We start from the raw sequence: 15,251 nt of genomic DNA on the forward strand, positions 1-15,251 counted from the left end.
GACACAAGTCCGACGCTTTGCCGACAGCGGTTTTGAGCCCGTTTGCGGTCCCCTCCGAGCGAAAACCGTGATCGGCGTTTGCACAAATTCCGGTTTGCCTCCGGCCCCCGTGCAAGCGATTTTGCGGCAAACGCACGAGGAAAAATCATGGCCCCACAAAAGATCATCACCCCCGCAGCCTGGGTCGGGCTGTTCACCATGGGCTTTCTCTGGGGCTGTTCCTTTCTCGCCGTCGCGATCCTGATCCGCGAGCTGCCGATCTACTGGGTCGTCGCGGGCCGGGTCTCCATCGCCGCCGTCGTGCTCTGGGGCTACATCCTGATCAAGGGCCTGCCCGTGCCGAAAATTTCCCGGTATTTATGGCGGTTTAGCCTTGTCGGCGCCTTGACCTCCGCGATCCCCTTCCTGCTGATCACATGGGCGCAGCGGCACATTCCCTCCGGCCTTGCGGGCATTCTCAACGCCTCTACCGCGATCTTCGGCGTGCTCTTTGCGGCGCTGATTTTTGCCGATGAGAAACTCGGCTGGCGCAAGGGCGCAGGCGTTTTGCTCGGCGTGTTGGGCATCACCACGATCATCGGCCCGGAGGCGCTCAGGTCCTTCGATCTCACCTCTCTGGGCCAGATCGCCATGATCGCCGCCACCATGTCCTACGGGTTCTCAAACTCCATCGGCCGCATCCTCCTCTCCGACCTCCGCCCCGAAACCGCCGCCGCCGGCATGCTCACCGGCGCGGCCCTCATCGCCCTTCCGGTCGCCTTTCTCGTTGCGGGCGCCCCGTCCGTGACGCTCAGGCCCGAGACCTGGGGGGCGCTTCTGTATCTGTCGGTGATGTCTACCAGCCTCACTTATATCATATATTACAAAGTGATCGCCGTGGCCGGTGCGGGCAACACCTCGCTCACCACGCTGATCGTCGCCCCCGTTTCCATCGCCCTCGGTGCGCTCGTGTTGGGCGAGAGCCTGCCACCACAGGCCTATGTCGGTTTCGGGCTGATCGCGCTTGGTCTTCTGGTGATCGACGGGCGGATTTTGACCCGGTTGCGGGGGCGCAAGCGCGCTTAACCCTTGCGAGCGGGCGCGCGCCGTGGCACCACCGAACCCGACCAACAGGGCCCGACAGGAACAGACGGATGACATACGAAACAGGTGCGGATTGGCAAGAGTGCACGCGCAAGCGGCTCATCCTCTTTGGCATGTCGGGGCTCGGCAAGACCGTGATTTCCAACATGCTGCGCAGCACGGGAGAGTGGTATCACTACTCGATCGACTACCGCATCGGCACGCGTTACCTGGGCGAAGCCATTGACGACAATCTGAAAAAGGTTGCGATGCGCGAACCGTTCCTGCGCGAACAATTCCTCTCCGACAGCATCTACATCAAGGCCAACCTGACCTTCGACAACCTCGCGCCCGTGTCCTATTTCCTCGGCAAACCCGGCTCCGAGGCCTTGGGCGGCATCCCGATAGCCGAGTTTCAGCGCCGCCAGACCCTGTTCCGCCGCGCCGAAGAAGCCGCCCTTCTCGACACCGGCCATTTCATCGACCGGGCGCAGGCACTGTACGGCTATCCGCATTTCGTCTGCGACACCGGCGGTTCGATCTGTGAATGGGTCGACCCCGAGAACCCTGACGATCCGATCCTCAAAGCGCTCTCGGGCGAGGCACTTCTGGTCTGGATCAAAGGCTCCGAGGCCCATACCGAAGAGTTGATCCGCCGCTTCGACAAGGCGCCGAAACCGATGGCCTATCAGCCGGAGTTTCTGGCCGCGATCTGGGAGGAATATCTCGCCACCAAGGGCGTCCAGGAAGACGAGGTCAACCCGGACGATTTCATCCGCTACACCTATGCCCGCGCACTGGCCCACCGCCAGCCGCGCTATGCCGCGATGGCCGACAATTGGGGCATCACGCTCGATTACGAAGAGATCAAACAGATCAAAGGACCCGAGGACTTCTCGGCCCTGATCGCCGCTGCGCTTGATAAACGCGCCCAACAGCCTTAAATCTCCTTCACTTCAAAGGAACCTGATCATGCCCATTACGCTGCCCGAAAACCTTCCCGCCTATGATGTTCTCTCTGCCGAGGGCGTCATGGTCATGGGCGAAGGCCGGGCCGCGACGCAGGAAATCCGGCCGCTCAAGATCGCACTTTTGAACCTCATGCCGAAGAAAATTCAGACGGAGAACCAGTTTGCCCGTCTGATCGGCGCAACGCCCTTGCAGATCGATTTCCACCTGATCCGCATGAGCGAGCATCAGACGAAAAACACCGCCGCCGAGCATATGGAGCAATTCTACCGCCCCTTCTCCGAGGTCAAAGCCTCCGGCGAGAAGTTCGACGGGCTGATCATCACCGGCGCACCGATCGAGCATCTGCCCTTTGAGGAGGTCACCTATTGGGACGAGCTCAAAGAGGTGTTCGAGTGGACCCAAAGCCATGTGTTCTCCACCTTCGGCGTTTGCTGGGGCGGTATGGCGATGATCAACTATTTCCACGGCGTGCAAAAACACATTCTGGATCACAAGGCTTTCGGTCTGTTCCAACAGGAAAACCTTGCCCCGAACTCGCCCTATCTGCGCGGCTTCTCGGACCTGTGCTACATCCCGGTCAGCCGCTGGACCGAGATGCGCCAATCCGAGATCGACGCCGTGCCGGGGCTGATCCCGCTTTTGGGATCGGACGAAACGGGGCCTTGCCTCGTGCAGGATCCGGAGCATCGCGCGCTCTATATCTTCAACCATTTCGAATATGACACGGGCACATTGTACGAGGAATATCAAAGGGATGTAGATGCGGGCAAAGAGATCATCCTGCCGCAGCACTATTTCCCGAACGACAATCCCTCGCTGCGCCCGATGAACCGCTGGCGCTCGCACGCGCATCTTCTCTACGGCAACTGGATCAACGCGATCTATCAGGACACGCCCTACAAACTGGAAGAGATCGGGCTCTGACATGCGCAGCCGCGCGCCCGCTCCGCTCGAAATGCCGCTGCGGCGCGGGCCGATGCGGGCGCTCAAAACCCGGCGCAAGGGCGATCTGATCGCAACGCCGTCGGGCGCAGAGATCCATGTCGAAAGCTTCGGCGCACCGGATGCGCCCGCTGTGGTGCTGATCCATGGCGCCTCCGGGTCGACCTATGACATGAGCTTCGCCCTCGCCCCGGCACTGGCGCAAGACTTCCGTGTCTACGCCCTCGACCGCCCCGGCTATGGCCACAGCCCCCGGATGCAGGACGAAAGCCTTGCCGCACAGGCCCGCGTGCTGCGCGAAGTCATGGCCATCGTCGACCCGCGCGCGCCCATCGTTTTGGGCCAGTCCTATGGCGGCGCGGTGGCGCTGCGGTGGGCACTCGATGCGCCCGAAACACTTGCGGCGCTGGTGCTGGTCTCCTCGCCCTCGCATGACTGGGAAACCGGCCATCCTCTGTTGCACCGCACACTCGCGGCCCCGGTTCTCGGATGGTGGGCGGCGGAGCTGATTGCGCTCACCGTGCCGGAATTCATCGTCGAAAACCGTCTGGCAGAGGTCTTCGCCCCCGATGCCGTCCCCGAAGGCTATGCCGATCATTTCCAGCCGCGCAAGTCGATCCACCCGCCCCGCCACCGCATGAACGCCCGCCAACGCATCGCACTTCGGGACGAAATCAGGGCCATGGTGCCGCGTTACGATGCGCTCACCCTGCCGATCGAAAGCTTGCACGGCACGGCGGATGTGATCGTCCCCGACAGCATCCATGCCTTGGCGTTAGAGGCGCGGGTGCCCTCGAACCGCCTCACCCGGCTCGACGGCATCGGCCATATGCCGCATCACGTTGCGACAGAGGCGGTCTTTGAGGCCGTCAAGCGCGCTGCCCGGCGTTGCAACCCGGACGGAAAAACCTCATAGTGTTAAGGTGATTAACACATAGGGCCTGCACATGACCGATCTTCCTTTCGACGGCGCGATCTCCCGCTATTTCGAAAAAGACGCCCCGAAATCCATTCGCAAAGCAGTTGAGGACGGTGGCAAAAAGGAAATCCTGTCGCCCTCCTTTCCCTATGAGACATGGATGAAAAAGGCCGAGTACGAAGCGGAGATCGAGGCGCTTCAGCTTGAACTGGTCAAGATGCTCGCCGATGTGCGCGAGACCGGCAAACGCATTGTCGTGGTGTTCGAGGGCCGCGATGCGGCGGGCAAAGGCGGCACGATCAAACGGTTCCGTGAGAATTTGAACCCGCGCTCGGCACGGATCGTGGCCCTGTCGAAACCGACCGAACGCGAGGCCGGGCAATGGTATTTCCAGCGCTATATCGACCACCTGCCGACGGCGGGAGAGATCGTGTTGTTCGACCGCTCATGGTACAACCGCGCCGTGGTCGAAAAGGTTTTCGGCTTTTGCACCGACGCGCAGCGCGAGAAGTTTTTCCACCAACTGCCGGAGTTCGAGGAGATGCTGGTCTCCGAGGGCATTCAGCTGTTCAAAATCTGGCTCAATGTCGGGCGCGCCGAGCAGCTCCGGCGCTTTCTGGCCCGCGAAAGCGATCCGTTGAAGCAATGGAAACTGTCCTCGATAGACGTCGAGGGGCTGAAACGCTGGGATGAGTACACAAAAGCGATTTCCGAGACCATGGAGCGCAGCCACACAGAGGCCACGCCCTGGACGGTGATCCGCTCGGACGACAAATACCGCGCCCGGTTGAATGCGATCCGCGCCGTGCTCACCAAGATCGACTACAAGGGCAAAAGCGCGAAAAACCTCGGCGAGATCGACCCGAAGATCGTCGATGGGCCAAAAATCCTGATCACCGGCGATGAGGACGAATGAACGCCCTATGAGCAAACGCGGCTATCATCACGGCAACCTGAAACAGGCCCTCATCAAGGCGGCGTTGCAGCTGATCGAGGAGAAGGGCCCGACCGGGTTTACCCTCTCGGAGGCGGCGAAAACCGCGGGCGTGACGCCGGCGGCGGTCTATCGCCATTTCGAGGGCCGTGAGGATCTGATTGCCGAGATCGCGCTTCAGGGCTTCGAGGTCTTCGCCAATCTGCTCAACTACGCCTACGACACCGGCCAGCCCTCCGCGCTTGCGTCCTTTGAGGCGGTGGGTCGCGCCTATCTGGCCTTTGCCCGCCGATACCCCGGCCATTACATTGCGATGTTTGAGAGCGGCATTTCCATGCAGCGCACGCCCGAACTTTACGCGGTCGCGAACCGCGCGCTCGGGGTATTGGAGCGCGCCGCCGATCAGCTTGCGCAGCAAATCCCCGAAGGCAAACGCCCGCCGCCGCAGATGTTTGCGGCGCATGTCTGGGCCATGGCGCATGGGGTGGTCGAGCTTTTCGCGCGCGGCACGCCCGGCGCGCGCGTGCCCTTCCCGCCCGAAGACCTTTTGGAAACCGGAATCGGGATATACTTGCGCGGATTGGGCCTCATTCCACAGGACACATAGGCCCCGAACAGGAGGCACATGTCTGGTTTTACACGCAGAACCGTGATTGCGGGCGGTGCGCTATCGCTTGCCTGCCCGTCCCTGCTTTGGGCCGGGGACAAGGCTGAGACCCGGGAATACGGTGTGGATTTGCTCGACATTTACCGCGCCCCTGCGCCGCGCGGGGCGGTGATTTACATCCATGGCGGGGCGTGGCGGGCCGGATCGCGCAAGGCGGTAGACGCCAAACCGGCATGGTTGAACGCGATGAACCTCGATTTCATTTCCATCGACTATCCGATGCTGCCGAAAACCCCGGTGACCGGTCAGATCAGGGCAGTGCGGCAGGCGATCGACTGGTCATTCGCCCATATCGCACCGGCCGAGCGCACGATTGTCATGGGCCATTCGGCGGGGGCGCATCTCGCCGCCATGGCCACGCTCACCGGATGGGAACCGCGCCCGGCAGGCGTCATCGTCAACGACAGCGGTGCGGTCGATCTGATCACACTGGCGCGTGTCAATGAAGGCCACCTGCCCTTCGGGACTGCGAGCGCCTTCAAGGACCGCGCGCAATGGGGGGCGCTTTCCCCCGCCTACAACCTCGCCAAGACCCTGCCGCCTATTCTGGCGATCTGGTCGAGGGCGCGGGGTCACGGTCTGTCGATGTCGAATTTCGTCACCGTGGCGCGGTCCAGAGGCGCGGATGCCAGCCTGTTCGACGGATCCGCCTATCGCCACGCCGAAGTAAACCGCACACTCGGCACGGGCAAGATCCTCGATCTGGAACGCGCGGTGACCGGCTTTGTGACCAAGGTGTTGCGGCGGTAATTACTGATCCGCGCCGAACACCACCAATGCGCCCGGAGACCAGCTGACCCGCGCAGAGGTCCCGACATCCAAGACGTCGCGGCCGAAAATGTTGCGCATGGAGATACGCACCGGTTTTTCGACACCCTCGAAGCCCGCGTCGTAATAGGTCATATCGCCGTAATAGACGACCTCTTCGACCTTGGCGGGGGATTCGCGGTGGGTGGCGCTTTGGCCGTCGTAGAGGATGGTCAGGGTTTCCGGGCGGAAACCGACCGTGGCCTCCCCCAGAGGCACGCCTGCGGGGCATTGATCCGCGGTGATTTCCGCCTCGCCGAGGCCCGCGACGGAGGCGATGTATTTGCCGTCCTCTTCGCACACCGTGGCCGGCAGGAAGTTCATCACCCCGATGAAATCCGCCACGCGTTTCGACTTCGGGCGGCGATAGAGCACCTCCGGGTCGTCGCATTGCACGATTTCGCCCTCGAACATGACGGCGATCCGATCAGACATCACGAGCGCCTCTTCCTGATCGTGGGTCACGAGGATGAAGGTGATACCCACCTCGCGTTGCAGCTTGATCAGCTCCACCTGCATCTGTTCGCGCATCTTGCGGTCGAGCGCGGAGAGCGGTTCGTCGAGAAGCAGAACCTTGGGTTTCAGCACAAGCGCGCGGGCCAGAGCGACCCGTTGCCGTTGACCACCCGACAAAGCATGGGCGGCACGATGGCCGTAGCCCTTGAGGCCGACCATCTCCAAAGCCTCCTCGGCGGCCTTGGTTTTCTCCGCCTTCGACATCGGCGATTTGCGCAGGCCGAAGGCAACGTTCTGCAACACGGTCAGGTGCGGGAAGATCGCGTAGGACTGGAACACCATATTCGTGGGCCGCTTGTTGGCCGGAACCCCGCGCATATCCTTGCCGGAGATCATCACATAGCCGCTGTCGTAATCCTCAAAGCCCGCGATGGTGCGCAGAAGCGTGGTCTTGCCACAGCCCGAGGGCCCAAGAAGCGAAAAGAACTCGCCCGTGCCGATCTCAAGGTTGATGCCCCGGAGCGCATGGTAGTCGCCGTAGTGCTTTTCCACGTTCTGAAGCGTGATCAGCGCGGGGCCTGTCGGTTTTTTCTTGATGGTCATTAGAGGAAGCCCCCGGTGTCTTTAAGGCCTGCGCGTTTGGCGCCACGGCGGCGGAAGAATTCGGCGATCACGATGAGCAGTACGGAGAGCACGACGAGGATCGTACCCAGCGCCATGACCGCCGGAAGAAGTTTCGGGAATCGCATCATCGAGAACAGATAGACCGGCAGCGTCGGCTCGGAGCCTGTGAGGAAGAAGGCGATGATGAACTCGTCCATCGAGATGGTAAAGGAAATCAGAAGCGCGGAGATGATCCCCGGCATGACGAGCGGCAGGGTCACCAGACGGAAGGTGGACGCGGGCGTCTCGCCCAGATCGTAGGCCGCCTCTTCGAGCGAGGGATCGAGCGAGGCGAAGGCCGATTGCAGAATGGCGATGGCAAAGGGCGTACAGATCAGCGTATGGCCCGCGATCACCGACCAGGCCCCGGTGTTGAACCCCATGCGCAGGATCACGATCAGAAGCGACACCGCGACAATGATCTCCGGCAGCACCAGAGGCAGCATGATAAAGCCCATGATGCCCTTTTGCCCCGGAAAGGTATAACGCGTCGCCGCCATGGCCGCGAAAATCCCGAGGATCGTGGCGAGCACGGCCGAGGTCAGCGCGATCTTGAGTGAGTTGAGGAGCGCGCCATGCATTTCGGTCAGCGTCAGGAGCGTGGTGAACCATTCGGTCGTAAAGCTCGTGAGCGGAAACGCGATGACTGTCGAGCTGTTGAACGCGAAGAGCGGCAGCAGAAAGATCGGCGCGTAGAGGAAGATCAGATAGAGGATGGCGTAGGTTTTGAGCGATTTCATTTCCGGCGCCCCCCTTTATTACCACCCGCGGCCTTGTTGCCCAAAAGCATGAAGGCGATGGCAATCACCGCGACGATGAGCATGGCGAGCACGGCCAATGTGGCCCCCAGCGGCGCGTTGTTGAGGCGCAGGAACTGGGTCTGGATCATGTTGGCGATCATCAGACCGCCCGGACCGCCGACAAGGCGCGGGGTCACATAGTCGCCAATCGTCGGGATAAAGACGATGAGCACAGCGGCGACCACACCGGGCGCGGCCAGCGGCAGGGTCACCCGCAGAAAGGTCATCGTCCGACTTTCACCGAGATCGCGGGAGGCCTCCAGAAGCGAGCGGTCGATCTTTTCGAGCGCCACGAAGATCGGCAGGATCGCAAAGGGCGCATAGGCATGGGCCAGTGTGATCACCACGGCATTGACGTTGTAGAGGATGAAACTCATCGGCTCCTCGATCACGCCCACGGCCAGAAGCCCGGAGTTCAGCACACCGTTGTAACCAAGGATCACTTTCCACAGGAACACGCGGATCAGATAGGAGGTCCAAAACGGGATGGTGATCAGGAAAATCCACAGGGATTTATGCTCGGGTTTGACGCCGAAGGACACGAAATAGGCAATCGGGAAGGCCAGAACCACGGTGATCGTCGTCACCAGCCCCGACACCATCAGCGAGCGCAGCATGAGCTGGCGATAGAGCGGATCGGTCAGGGCCTCTTTATAATTGGCGAGCGTGAACGTGGTGTCGAAATCGCGTACGCCCGTCTGGGTCCAAAACGAAATCACGACAATCGCCACCAGCGGCACGGCCAAAAGCAAAAGCGCATACAAGGCGGTCGGTGACACCAGCATCACGCCACCCCCTTGGTCCGAGCGGAAGAACCGCCGCATCTTATCACCCAATGTCATGCCCTCTTCCCCTGGACCCACGTTTGAGAACCACTTTTCCCGATCCTGTGAGGCTTTTGATCAAATGTGCAAGAGCCAACCCGCAAGCCTCACGCCGCAATGGGTAAATTCATCGCAACTGCCACCTTATCGACCATCAAACGGGCAAACTCTGCATTGGCATGCAGCACATCGTCCTCGTCATGCGCCAATCCCTTGCGCTTGGCCAATCGCGTCGAACCGCGCAGAAAAGACTCGGTCGTGAACAGCCCCTCCTCCACCGTTTCCGCCGGTTGAGCGATGAAGTGCAGCCCCTCTGCCGCACAAAGCGCCTCCGTCTCCCGGTCGAACCAGTCGGACACGAAGTCGCCGTCGCCACGGGCCGCCAATTGGGTGAACCCGAGATAGGTGCCGCCACGCTCCCGCACCCGTCCGGAGGGCCGCGGCTGGCTGGCGATGAAAACCGGTGCGTCACAGGCCGCCCGCAGCATCAGGGCAAGCTTCATCCCCGCCGTGCGCATCAGACGCTCCGTCCCATAGGCCCTGAGCATCGCGGTCGAGGCCAAAGGCCGACCGTCCTCCAAGGCGCTTAACGCTCCCTTCACCGACGGCATGTCGACCGAAGACAGCTCACGAAACATCCGCACAAAGGTGAAGACCGCGACATGCAATCCGGTGACGACAAAGCCGTCATACTCGGTGAGCGCAAAGGCGTCGCGCCCGACCAGATGGGAGAGCCGCGCCCGCGCCTCCGCATCGTCGCTCTGAAACCGCCCGTCCCGCACCTCGAACCGCGACAGCGCATCGCCATGCGCCCCAAACATATCAAGCACCATCCCCGGCCAGCGCGCGGCACCGTTCTCCACTGTGGTCGCGAAGGCCGCCATGTGAGAATTTCCAAGCACACAGAGCCGTTTGGTCACTGTCCACCCCTCATTTCCGAAGCGCCTCAAGAAGCGCCTCTTCACAGACCACGTCCTCCTCCACCTCCTCGGTGTCGGACATGCTCTCGTCCTCCGCCGCCTCCACGGGCTCCAGAAGCCCCTGTGCGGTGAGGAAGATCGCCATGACCCGCTCCACCGTCTCCGGCCGGACCGAGCGCAGGTTTGCGGCAAAGGCGGGCGTGGTGTTGGCCCATGCGGTCACCAACTCGTAAGACGGAAAATAATCCACCCCCTCCTGAGCGGTCGCGAAATCACCTGCGGCGGCGCGCAACACGGATTTCGAATAGGTCGTCGCCGCCAGAACGTGCTGACCGGAGGCCGTTGCGGTCAGCGGCACGGGCGAGACGGTCAACAAGAGCCGGATGTTCTTGTTCAGCATCCTGAGCAGACGCAGGATCTCGGCCAGATCGGCGATGATTTCATCATAGGTGAAATTGTGAAACGCATGGCGCTTGCGGTAGCTGCCCGCGATCACGCCGGGGGCCATCGCCATGGTGCGGTTGACCCCGGTGTGTATCCAGCCTTCGGTCAACCCCAGCGTAAAAACGAAAACATCGGCCATCTGCGCCAGGGATACCACCTTCATGAGATGCTCGCGTCTGAGCTCGATCGCCTCTTCCCGGCTCTCGCATCCCTCGGGCTCCACGCCAGGACGCAACGCGTCGAACCAACGGTCGTCGCGGGTCAGGAACAGTCGGGTATAGACCTGCCCGGCGATGGCATCTTCGAGCAACTCGCGCATCTGCCGGGCGGTGTAAACATTGCCATAACGCGCCGAATAGAGGCCAAAGCCGTATTGGCGCGCCAACTCGGCGCTCATCCCCTTGGGCCGGGGTTCTGCGTCCAGCACATTGACGCCGGAAAGGTTGAGATAATTGCCGACATGCTGCGCAAAACAGCTCCCCGCCGTGGCCACTGCCGTATCGCGCGTGATGCGGACTTTCGGCACATAAATCTCCGGCCAGATCTGGCGATCAGTCTCGACCACACCGCTGCGCCAGAAGCTCTGGGAATGGATATCTTCGTAGGGATGGGTCAAATTGCCAGCGGCTCGCATCGAACGGATTTGCTCCACTATGAACCGCAGGGCACGGGTTGCCAAGGGGATCGCAGCTTCGTCTTCCGACATGAAAAAGGCCGCCCGAAGGCGACCCTTTGAATTTCTGAACCAGTCCGGCGATTAACGCTTGGAGAACTGGAAGGAGCGGCGGGCTTTGCGCTTACCGAATTTCTTCCGTTCCACAACGCGCGAGTCGCGGGTCAGGAAGCCCGCGGCTTTCAGCGCGCCGCGCAGTTCCGGGTTGTAGAGCTGCAGAGCTTTGGAGATGCCGTGTTTCACAGCACCGGCCTGACCGGAAAGACCGCCGCCTTTGACGGTGGCGACCACGTCGAATTCACCTTCGACGCCGGCGATCTGGGCCGGTTGTTTCACGATCAGCTGGAGCACCGGACGGGCGAAGTACACGGACATGTCCTTGCCGTTGACGGTGACCTTGCCGGAACCCGGCTTGATCCAGACGCGGGCAACAGCGTCTTTACGCTTGCCGGTGGCGTAGGAACGGCCCAGTTCGTCACGAACGGGTTCACGGGGGGCGGCGTCAACGACGAGGGTCTCACCACCGGCGACTGCGCTCAGCGCGTCGAGGGATTTGATTTCTTCAGCCATCGGTCTCAGCTCCGGGTGTTTTTCTTGTTCATGGACTTGACGTCCAGCACTTCCGGCTGCTGAGCTTCATGCGGATGCTCGGAACCGGCGTAAACGCGCAGGTTGGTCATTTGCTGGCGGGACAGTTTGCCGCCCGGCAGCATGCGCTGCACGGCTTTGGTCACGACGCGCTCGGGGTGATCGCCTTCGAGGATCTGACCGATGGTGCGGGATTTGATGCCGCCCGGGTGACCGGTGTGCCAGTAGAAGCGCTCGTCGGTGCGTTTCTTGCCGGACAGTTGGATTTTGTCGGCGTTGATCACGATGACGTTGTCACCCATGTCCATGGACGGGGTGAAGGTCGCTTTGTGTTTGCCACGCAGGCGCATGGCGACGATGGAAGCGAGACGGCCCAGAACAACGCCTTCAGCGTCGATCAGGATCCATTTCTTGTCCACGTCCGCGGGAGTAGCGGAAAAGGTTTTCATGTTTCTTGCCCTTATGGGATAGGAATTCGATTGAGCGTGTTCTAAGCATTTCGCGCCCTGCGTCAAGCGTCCATCATTATGATTTTACATTTAAAAACAATGCATTAAAAAATAGGTATTATTTTACCCCAAATGCTTTCCGACTTTTCCCGCAAAAACCGGCCACGATCGGGTTTGAGCGATGTCATGGAGCGCTTTATAGCTCTCTCCGACCATCGCAGCCAGCCGGATGCGATACACGCAAGAAGGACCCCAGCATGTTCGCCAGGCCAAACCTCACCGATCACCTGAAACAGATCGTCTATGGCGGCAATGACGGCATCGTCACCACCTTCGCCATTGTCGCAGGTTACGCGGGCGCCAATGCCGAGGGCGGCGGGGAGCTCGCCACGCTGGCGGTTCTGGTCTTCGGCCTCGCCAACCTGTTCGCCGATGCGACTTCGATGGGGCTGGGCGAATTCCTCTCGGCCCGCGCCGCGCGCGACATGATCCGGCGGCGACAAACCCGGCTGTCGCGCGATCCTTCGGCGCAGATCGGCGCGCTCACCCGGCATCTCAAGGGCCACGGGCTGTCGACGCTCGACGCCACCACCATGGCAACTCTGGCCGCCAAATCTCCCGGCCTGATGGCAGAGATCACCCTGTCGCAGGTCGAGGGGCTGGAAGACCCCGGTCAGGGGGCGCTCTGGCCACGGGCGCTGATCACCTTCCTGTCCTTCGTGAGCTTCGGCGTGATCCCGATCCTGCCCTATATCCTCGGCCTCCCCGGCCCCGACCAGTTTACCGCCGCCGTGGCCGCCACCGTGCTCGCGCTGACGCTTCTGGGGCTGTTGCGTCATGTGGCAACGCGGGCCGGGCTCTGGCGCGCGATCGGGGAAACGGTCTTCCTCGGCGGCATCTGCGCCGTGGTCGCCTATGCGGTCGGGGTGATCGTGGCGGGATGACGCCAAAAGGCCTGCCCCCGAAGGAGCAGGCCCGCCTGATATTCCATCCGCGAAGGGCTCAGAACCGGTAGGTCATCCCCACCTGAATCGTCCGCCCGCGTCCACCGAAGTCGTTTTCGTAATCCACCGAACCGGTCGAGGCGTCGATGTAATAGGTGTCGGCGACGTTCTCGATATTGGCGTAAAGCTCCAACGAGTCCGTGACGTCCCAGGAGGCGTAAAGGTCGACCACCGTGTAATCGTCCACCGGCTGCACGGCCCCTTCGCCGGTCACGAAAGACATGATCGCAATCGAGCTTTCCCCGACATAGCGCACCCGCGTCCCGATCCGGGCCTCGCCCTCCAAAAGTTTCATCCCGAGATCGAGGGTCAGGTACTGATCCGGCAGTTCGCCGTATTGGTCCTGACCATAGCCCGCATAGGTGGCAATCGGCTGATCCGTGTCCGAGAGCGTGAAAGCGAGGCTGCCAAAGAACCGATCGTTTTCGAAACCGCCCGACAGTTCCAATCCGCGCATGTGCGTTGTGCCATCAATGTTCACATATCGCACATTGCTGTCCGTATCCTGCTGATAGCCGATGTAGTCGTCGATATCCGACTGGAACAGCACCGCCTCGGCCCAGAGCCCCTCACGCGCAAAGTTCACGCCGATCTCAAAGGTCTCGGCCTTTTCAGCCTCAAGGTCCGGGTTGGTCAAAATCGAGTTGGCCGCCGTCGCATGCGAACCGCCGCCGTAGAACATTTCCGTCACCGTCGGCGCCCGCATGGTCTGGGCGTAAGAGCCGTAGACCGACCAGGCGTTGTTCAAATGATAGCGCGCCGACAGGTTCGGGTTCCATTTGCCATCGCTGCGGGTCACCTCATCGCTGTCGATCAGCCCGGTAAGCCGGTAGTGATCATAGCGCAGGCCTGCGCCCAGATCCCACTTGCCAAGGGCATAGGCGGCTGACAGGAAAGCCCCGGCTTTCTCCAACTTCCCGTCCGAATTCGACCCACCGTATTCGTTGATGTCGAAATCGTTCTGCGTATAGGCAATGCCGTAATTCAGCAGCAGCTCGCCATTGGCCAGCGCCAGACGGCTGGTGTTGGAAAGATCGCCACCCAAGGTCGCATCCGTGCCCGCACGTCCGAGATAGGAGCCCGAGGTTTTGCCTTCGCCGGTCGGGAAGGTGAAATCAAGTTCCTGCCAGTAGAGTTTCGCCGCCACATCAATCAGGGGATTGCCAGGATGATAGGACATGTCGGCCACCACGCTCTGACGCTTCACATCCCAGATGTAGCCAGAGGAACTGGTCGGGTAGAACGTGTTGTCGTAATCCTGCGCGGTCAGGTTGAATTCGAGATCGGCCGACGGACGATAGCGCATCTTGGCCAGAAGCGTACGCGGCTCGTCCTTGTAATACTCACTGGTCTCCGTGCCATCGCCGTCCTGATAGGGCCCGTCGTTATAACCGCTCACTGCCGCCATGCCACCGAACACGCCGTCGGCGCTTTGCATCGCGCCCGCAAACGTCGCTGCCGCATCCTTGCCGTTGTCACCGAAGCTCAGCCGCACCATACCGCCGGAGGTCTCCCCCTCCTCCAGCAGATCGTCGATGCCGATGGTGCGGAAATTCGCAGCCCCTGCCAGTGCGCCCATACCCGCCGCCCCGGAAACCGCGCCTTTCGCAATATCCGCCTCGGCCAGCAAACCGGGATCGAGATAGACCTGATCGTCATAGGAGCCGCCATGGCCCGACATGTTCCGGAAGGTCTGCGGAATGCCGTCGATCATGGTGTTGACCCGGCCAAAGCCCTGCATGCCGCGAATGTTCACCGAGACCGCCGGGCTGTCCGATGGCGAACGGGTGAAGGCGCCGGGCGTGTTGCGCACCGCGGTCGCAACATCGCCGCCATAGGTTTCGACCAGCGCCGTGCCGTCGATCGTGCTGACGGAGCCGCCGGAGAGGGTCTCTGTCCCCCCCACGTCGGTTTCGGTCTGGACGACGATGGGGTCGAGTTGTGTTGTGTCCTGCGCCGCCAACGGCAGGCCAGGCAGAACCAGCGCGGCACTGAGCAGCAGCCGGGCACGGGCCCGCTCGGGCCATAGAAATACGGTCATGAGAATCCCCTCTGATGACTCCGGATCGGTTGAAGCTTGGGCTTTCGTGATCTCGGGGGCCGGGTTCGGAGACCTTGGGCTGCCTG

Annotated in this window: 16 protein-coding genes; 8 read left to right on the forward strand and 8 right to left on the reverse strand. The window is 61.6% G+C overall.

Translation table 11 applies throughout. The features are described from left to right. The first annotated feature begins 147 nt into the window (after positions 1-147). From V1475_RS15160 to V1475_RS15190, 7 genes are all read left to right on the forward strand, one after another. Positions 148-1,065 (forward strand): DMT family transporter, encoded by a 918-nt coding sequence (locus V1475_RS15160; protein ID WP_479413416.1) that lies wholly within the window; start codon positions 148-150, stop codon positions 1,063-1,065. Positions 1,066-1,133: 68 nt separating this feature from the next. Next, positions 1,134-2,006, forward strand: coding sequence for an ATPase (locus tag V1475_RS15165; RefSeq protein WP_479413417.1), 873 nt, complete (start codon positions 1,134-1,136; stop codon positions 2,004-2,006). 28 nt (positions 2,007-2,034) lie between these two features. Then, on the forward strand, positions 2,035-2,958 hold the full coding sequence (locus V1475_RS15170) for a homoserine O-succinyltransferase (protein WP_479413418.1): 924 nt from the start codon (positions 2,035-2,037) through the stop codon (positions 2,956-2,958). A 1-nt stretch (position 2,959) separates the two neighbouring features. Then, on the forward strand, positions 2,960-3,892 hold the full coding sequence (locus V1475_RS15175) for an alpha/beta fold hydrolase (RefSeq protein WP_479413419.1): 933 nt from the start codon (positions 2,960-2,962) through the stop codon (positions 3,890-3,892). 31 nt (positions 3,893-3,923) lie between these two features. After that, on the forward strand, positions 3,924-4,811 hold the full coding sequence (gene ppk2 / locus V1475_RS15180) for a polyphosphate kinase 2 (protein ID WP_479413420.1): 888 nt from the start codon (positions 3,924-3,926) through the stop codon (positions 4,809-4,811). Positions 4,812-4,818: 7 nt separating this feature from the next. After that, positions 4,819-5,436 (forward strand): TetR/AcrR family transcriptional regulator, encoded by a 618-nt coding sequence (locus V1475_RS15185; RefSeq protein ID WP_479413421.1) that lies wholly within the window; start codon positions 4,819-4,821, stop codon positions 5,434-5,436. A gap of 18 nt (positions 5,437-5,454) precedes the next feature. Continuing rightward, positions 5,455-6,246 (forward strand): alpha/beta hydrolase, encoded by a 792-nt coding sequence (locus tag V1475_RS15190; RefSeq protein WP_479413422.1) that lies wholly within the window; start codon positions 5,455-5,457, stop codon positions 6,244-6,246. Here V1475_RS15190 and V1475_RS15195 read toward each other — a convergent pair whose 3' ends face one another. From V1475_RS15195 to rplM, 7 genes are all read right to left on the reverse strand, one after another. Further along, entirely contained in the window at positions 6,247-7,362 is a 1,116-nt protein-coding gene (locus tag V1475_RS15195) for an ABC transporter ATP-binding protein (protein ID WP_479413423.1), read from the reverse strand. Beyond that, positions 7,362-8,162 (reverse strand): ABC transporter permease, encoded by an 801-nt coding sequence (locus V1475_RS15200; RefSeq protein WP_479413424.1) that lies wholly within the window; start codon positions 8,160-8,162, stop codon positions 7,362-7,364. The genes V1475_RS15195 and V1475_RS15200 overlap by 1 nt, the downstream gene beginning before the upstream one ends. Continuing rightward, a complete protein-coding gene (locus V1475_RS15205; protein ID WP_479413425.1) occupies positions 8,159-9,064 on the reverse strand; it encodes an ABC transporter permease in 906 nt (301 codons plus the stop codon). Before V1475_RS15205 ends, V1475_RS15200 begins: the two co-directional genes overlap by 4 nt. Positions 9,065-9,153: 89 nt before the next feature. After that, the gene (locus V1475_RS15210) at positions 9,154-9,966 is read right to left on the reverse strand and encodes a hypothetical protein (protein WP_479413426.1); all 813 of its coding nucleotides are present in this window, start codon (positions 9,964-9,966) and stop codon (positions 9,154-9,156) included. Between the two features lie 10 nt (positions 9,967-9,976). Next, complete coding sequence (locus V1475_RS15215) at positions 9,977-11,116, reverse strand: GSCFA domain-containing protein (protein WP_479413427.1); 1,140 nt, start codon at positions 11,114-11,116, stop codon at positions 9,977-9,979. Between the two features lie 51 nt (positions 11,117-11,167). Beyond that, a complete protein-coding gene (gene rpsI, locus V1475_RS15220; RefSeq protein WP_434286968.1) occupies positions 11,168-11,653 on the reverse strand; it encodes a 30S ribosomal protein S9 in 486 nt (161 codons plus the stop codon). A 5-nt stretch (positions 11,654-11,658) separates the two neighbouring features. After that, positions 11,659-12,120, reverse strand: a complete 462-nt coding sequence (gene rplM, locus V1475_RS15225; RefSeq protein ID WP_434286967.1) for a 50S ribosomal protein L13 — start codon at positions 12,118-12,120, stop codon at positions 11,659-11,661. 257 nt (positions 12,121-12,377) lie between these two features. Between rplM and V1475_RS15230 the strand changes: the two genes are divergently transcribed. Continuing rightward, on the forward strand, positions 12,378-13,064 hold the full coding sequence (locus tag V1475_RS15230; RefSeq protein WP_479413428.1) for a VIT1/CCC1 transporter family protein: 687 nt from the start codon (positions 12,378-12,380) through the stop codon (positions 13,062-13,064). 58 nt (positions 13,065-13,122) lie between these two features. On the opposite strand, the gene V1475_RS15235 is transcribed toward V1475_RS15230, so the two are convergent. Continuing rightward, entirely contained in the window at positions 13,123-15,165 is a 2,043-nt protein-coding gene (locus V1475_RS15235; RefSeq protein WP_479413429.1) for a TonB-dependent receptor domain-containing protein, read from the reverse strand. Positions 15,166-15,251: the final 86 nt, after the last annotated feature.

The sequence above is a fragment of the Celeribacter sp. SCSIO 80838 genome (assembly GCF_056498065.1).

Excerpts from the sequence above, each read along its gene's own strand:
- V1475_RS15235 (WP_479413429.1), bottom strand. The coding sequence starts at position 15,165 with ATGACCGTATTTCTATGGCCCGAGCGGGCCCGTGCCCGGCTGCTGCTC.
- V1475_RS15230 (WP_479413428.1), top strand. The coding sequence starts at position 12,378 with ATGTTCGCCAGGCCAAACCTCACCGATCACCTGAAACAGATCGTCTAT.
- V1475_RS15170 (WP_479413418.1), top strand. The coding sequence starts at position 2,035 with ATGCCCATTACGCTGCCCGAAAACCTTCCCGCCTATGATGTTCTCTCT.
- V1475_RS15160 (WP_479413416.1), top strand. The coding sequence starts at position 148 with ATGGCCCCACAAAAGATCATCACCCCCGCAGCCTGGGTCGGGCTGTTC.
- V1475_RS15165 (WP_479413417.1), top strand. The coding sequence starts at position 1,134 with ATGACATACGAAACAGGTGCGGATTGGCAAGAGTGCACGCGCAAGCGG.
- V1475_RS15195 (WP_479413423.1), bottom strand. The coding sequence starts at position 7,362 with ATGACCATCAAGAAAAAACCGACAGGCCCCGCGCTGATCACGCTTCAG.
- V1475_RS15190 (WP_479413422.1), top strand. The coding sequence starts at position 5,455 with ATGTCTGGTTTTACACGCAGAACCGTGATTGCGGGCGGTGCGCTATCG.
- rplM (WP_434286967.1), bottom strand. The coding sequence starts at position 12,120 with ATGAAAACCTTTTCCGCTACTCCCGCGGACGTGGACAAGAAATGGATC.
- V1475_RS15175 (WP_479413419.1), top strand. The coding sequence starts at position 2,960 with ATGCGCAGCCGCGCGCCCGCTCCGCTCGAAATGCCGCTGCGGCGCGGG.
- ppk2 (WP_479413420.1), top strand. The coding sequence starts at position 3,924 with ATGACCGATCTTCCTTTCGACGGCGCGATCTCCCGCTATTTCGAAAAA.
- V1475_RS15185 (WP_479413421.1), top strand. The coding sequence starts at position 4,819 with ATGAGCAAACGCGGCTATCATCACGGCAACCTGAAACAGGCCCTCATC.
- V1475_RS15200 (WP_479413424.1), bottom strand. The coding sequence starts at position 8,162 with ATGAAATCGCTCAAAACCTACGCCATCCTCTATCTGATCTTCCTCTAC.
- V1475_RS15215 (WP_479413427.1), bottom strand. The coding sequence starts at position 11,116 with ATGTCGGAAGACGAAGCTGCGATCCCCTTGGCAACCCGTGCCCTGCGG.
- rpsI (WP_434286968.1), bottom strand. The coding sequence starts at position 11,653 with ATGGCTGAAGAAATCAAATCCCTCGACGCGCTGAGCGCAGTCGCCGGT.
- V1475_RS15205 (WP_479413425.1), bottom strand. The coding sequence starts at position 9,064 with ATGACATTGGGTGATAAGATGCGGCGGTTCTTCCGCTCGGACCAAGGG.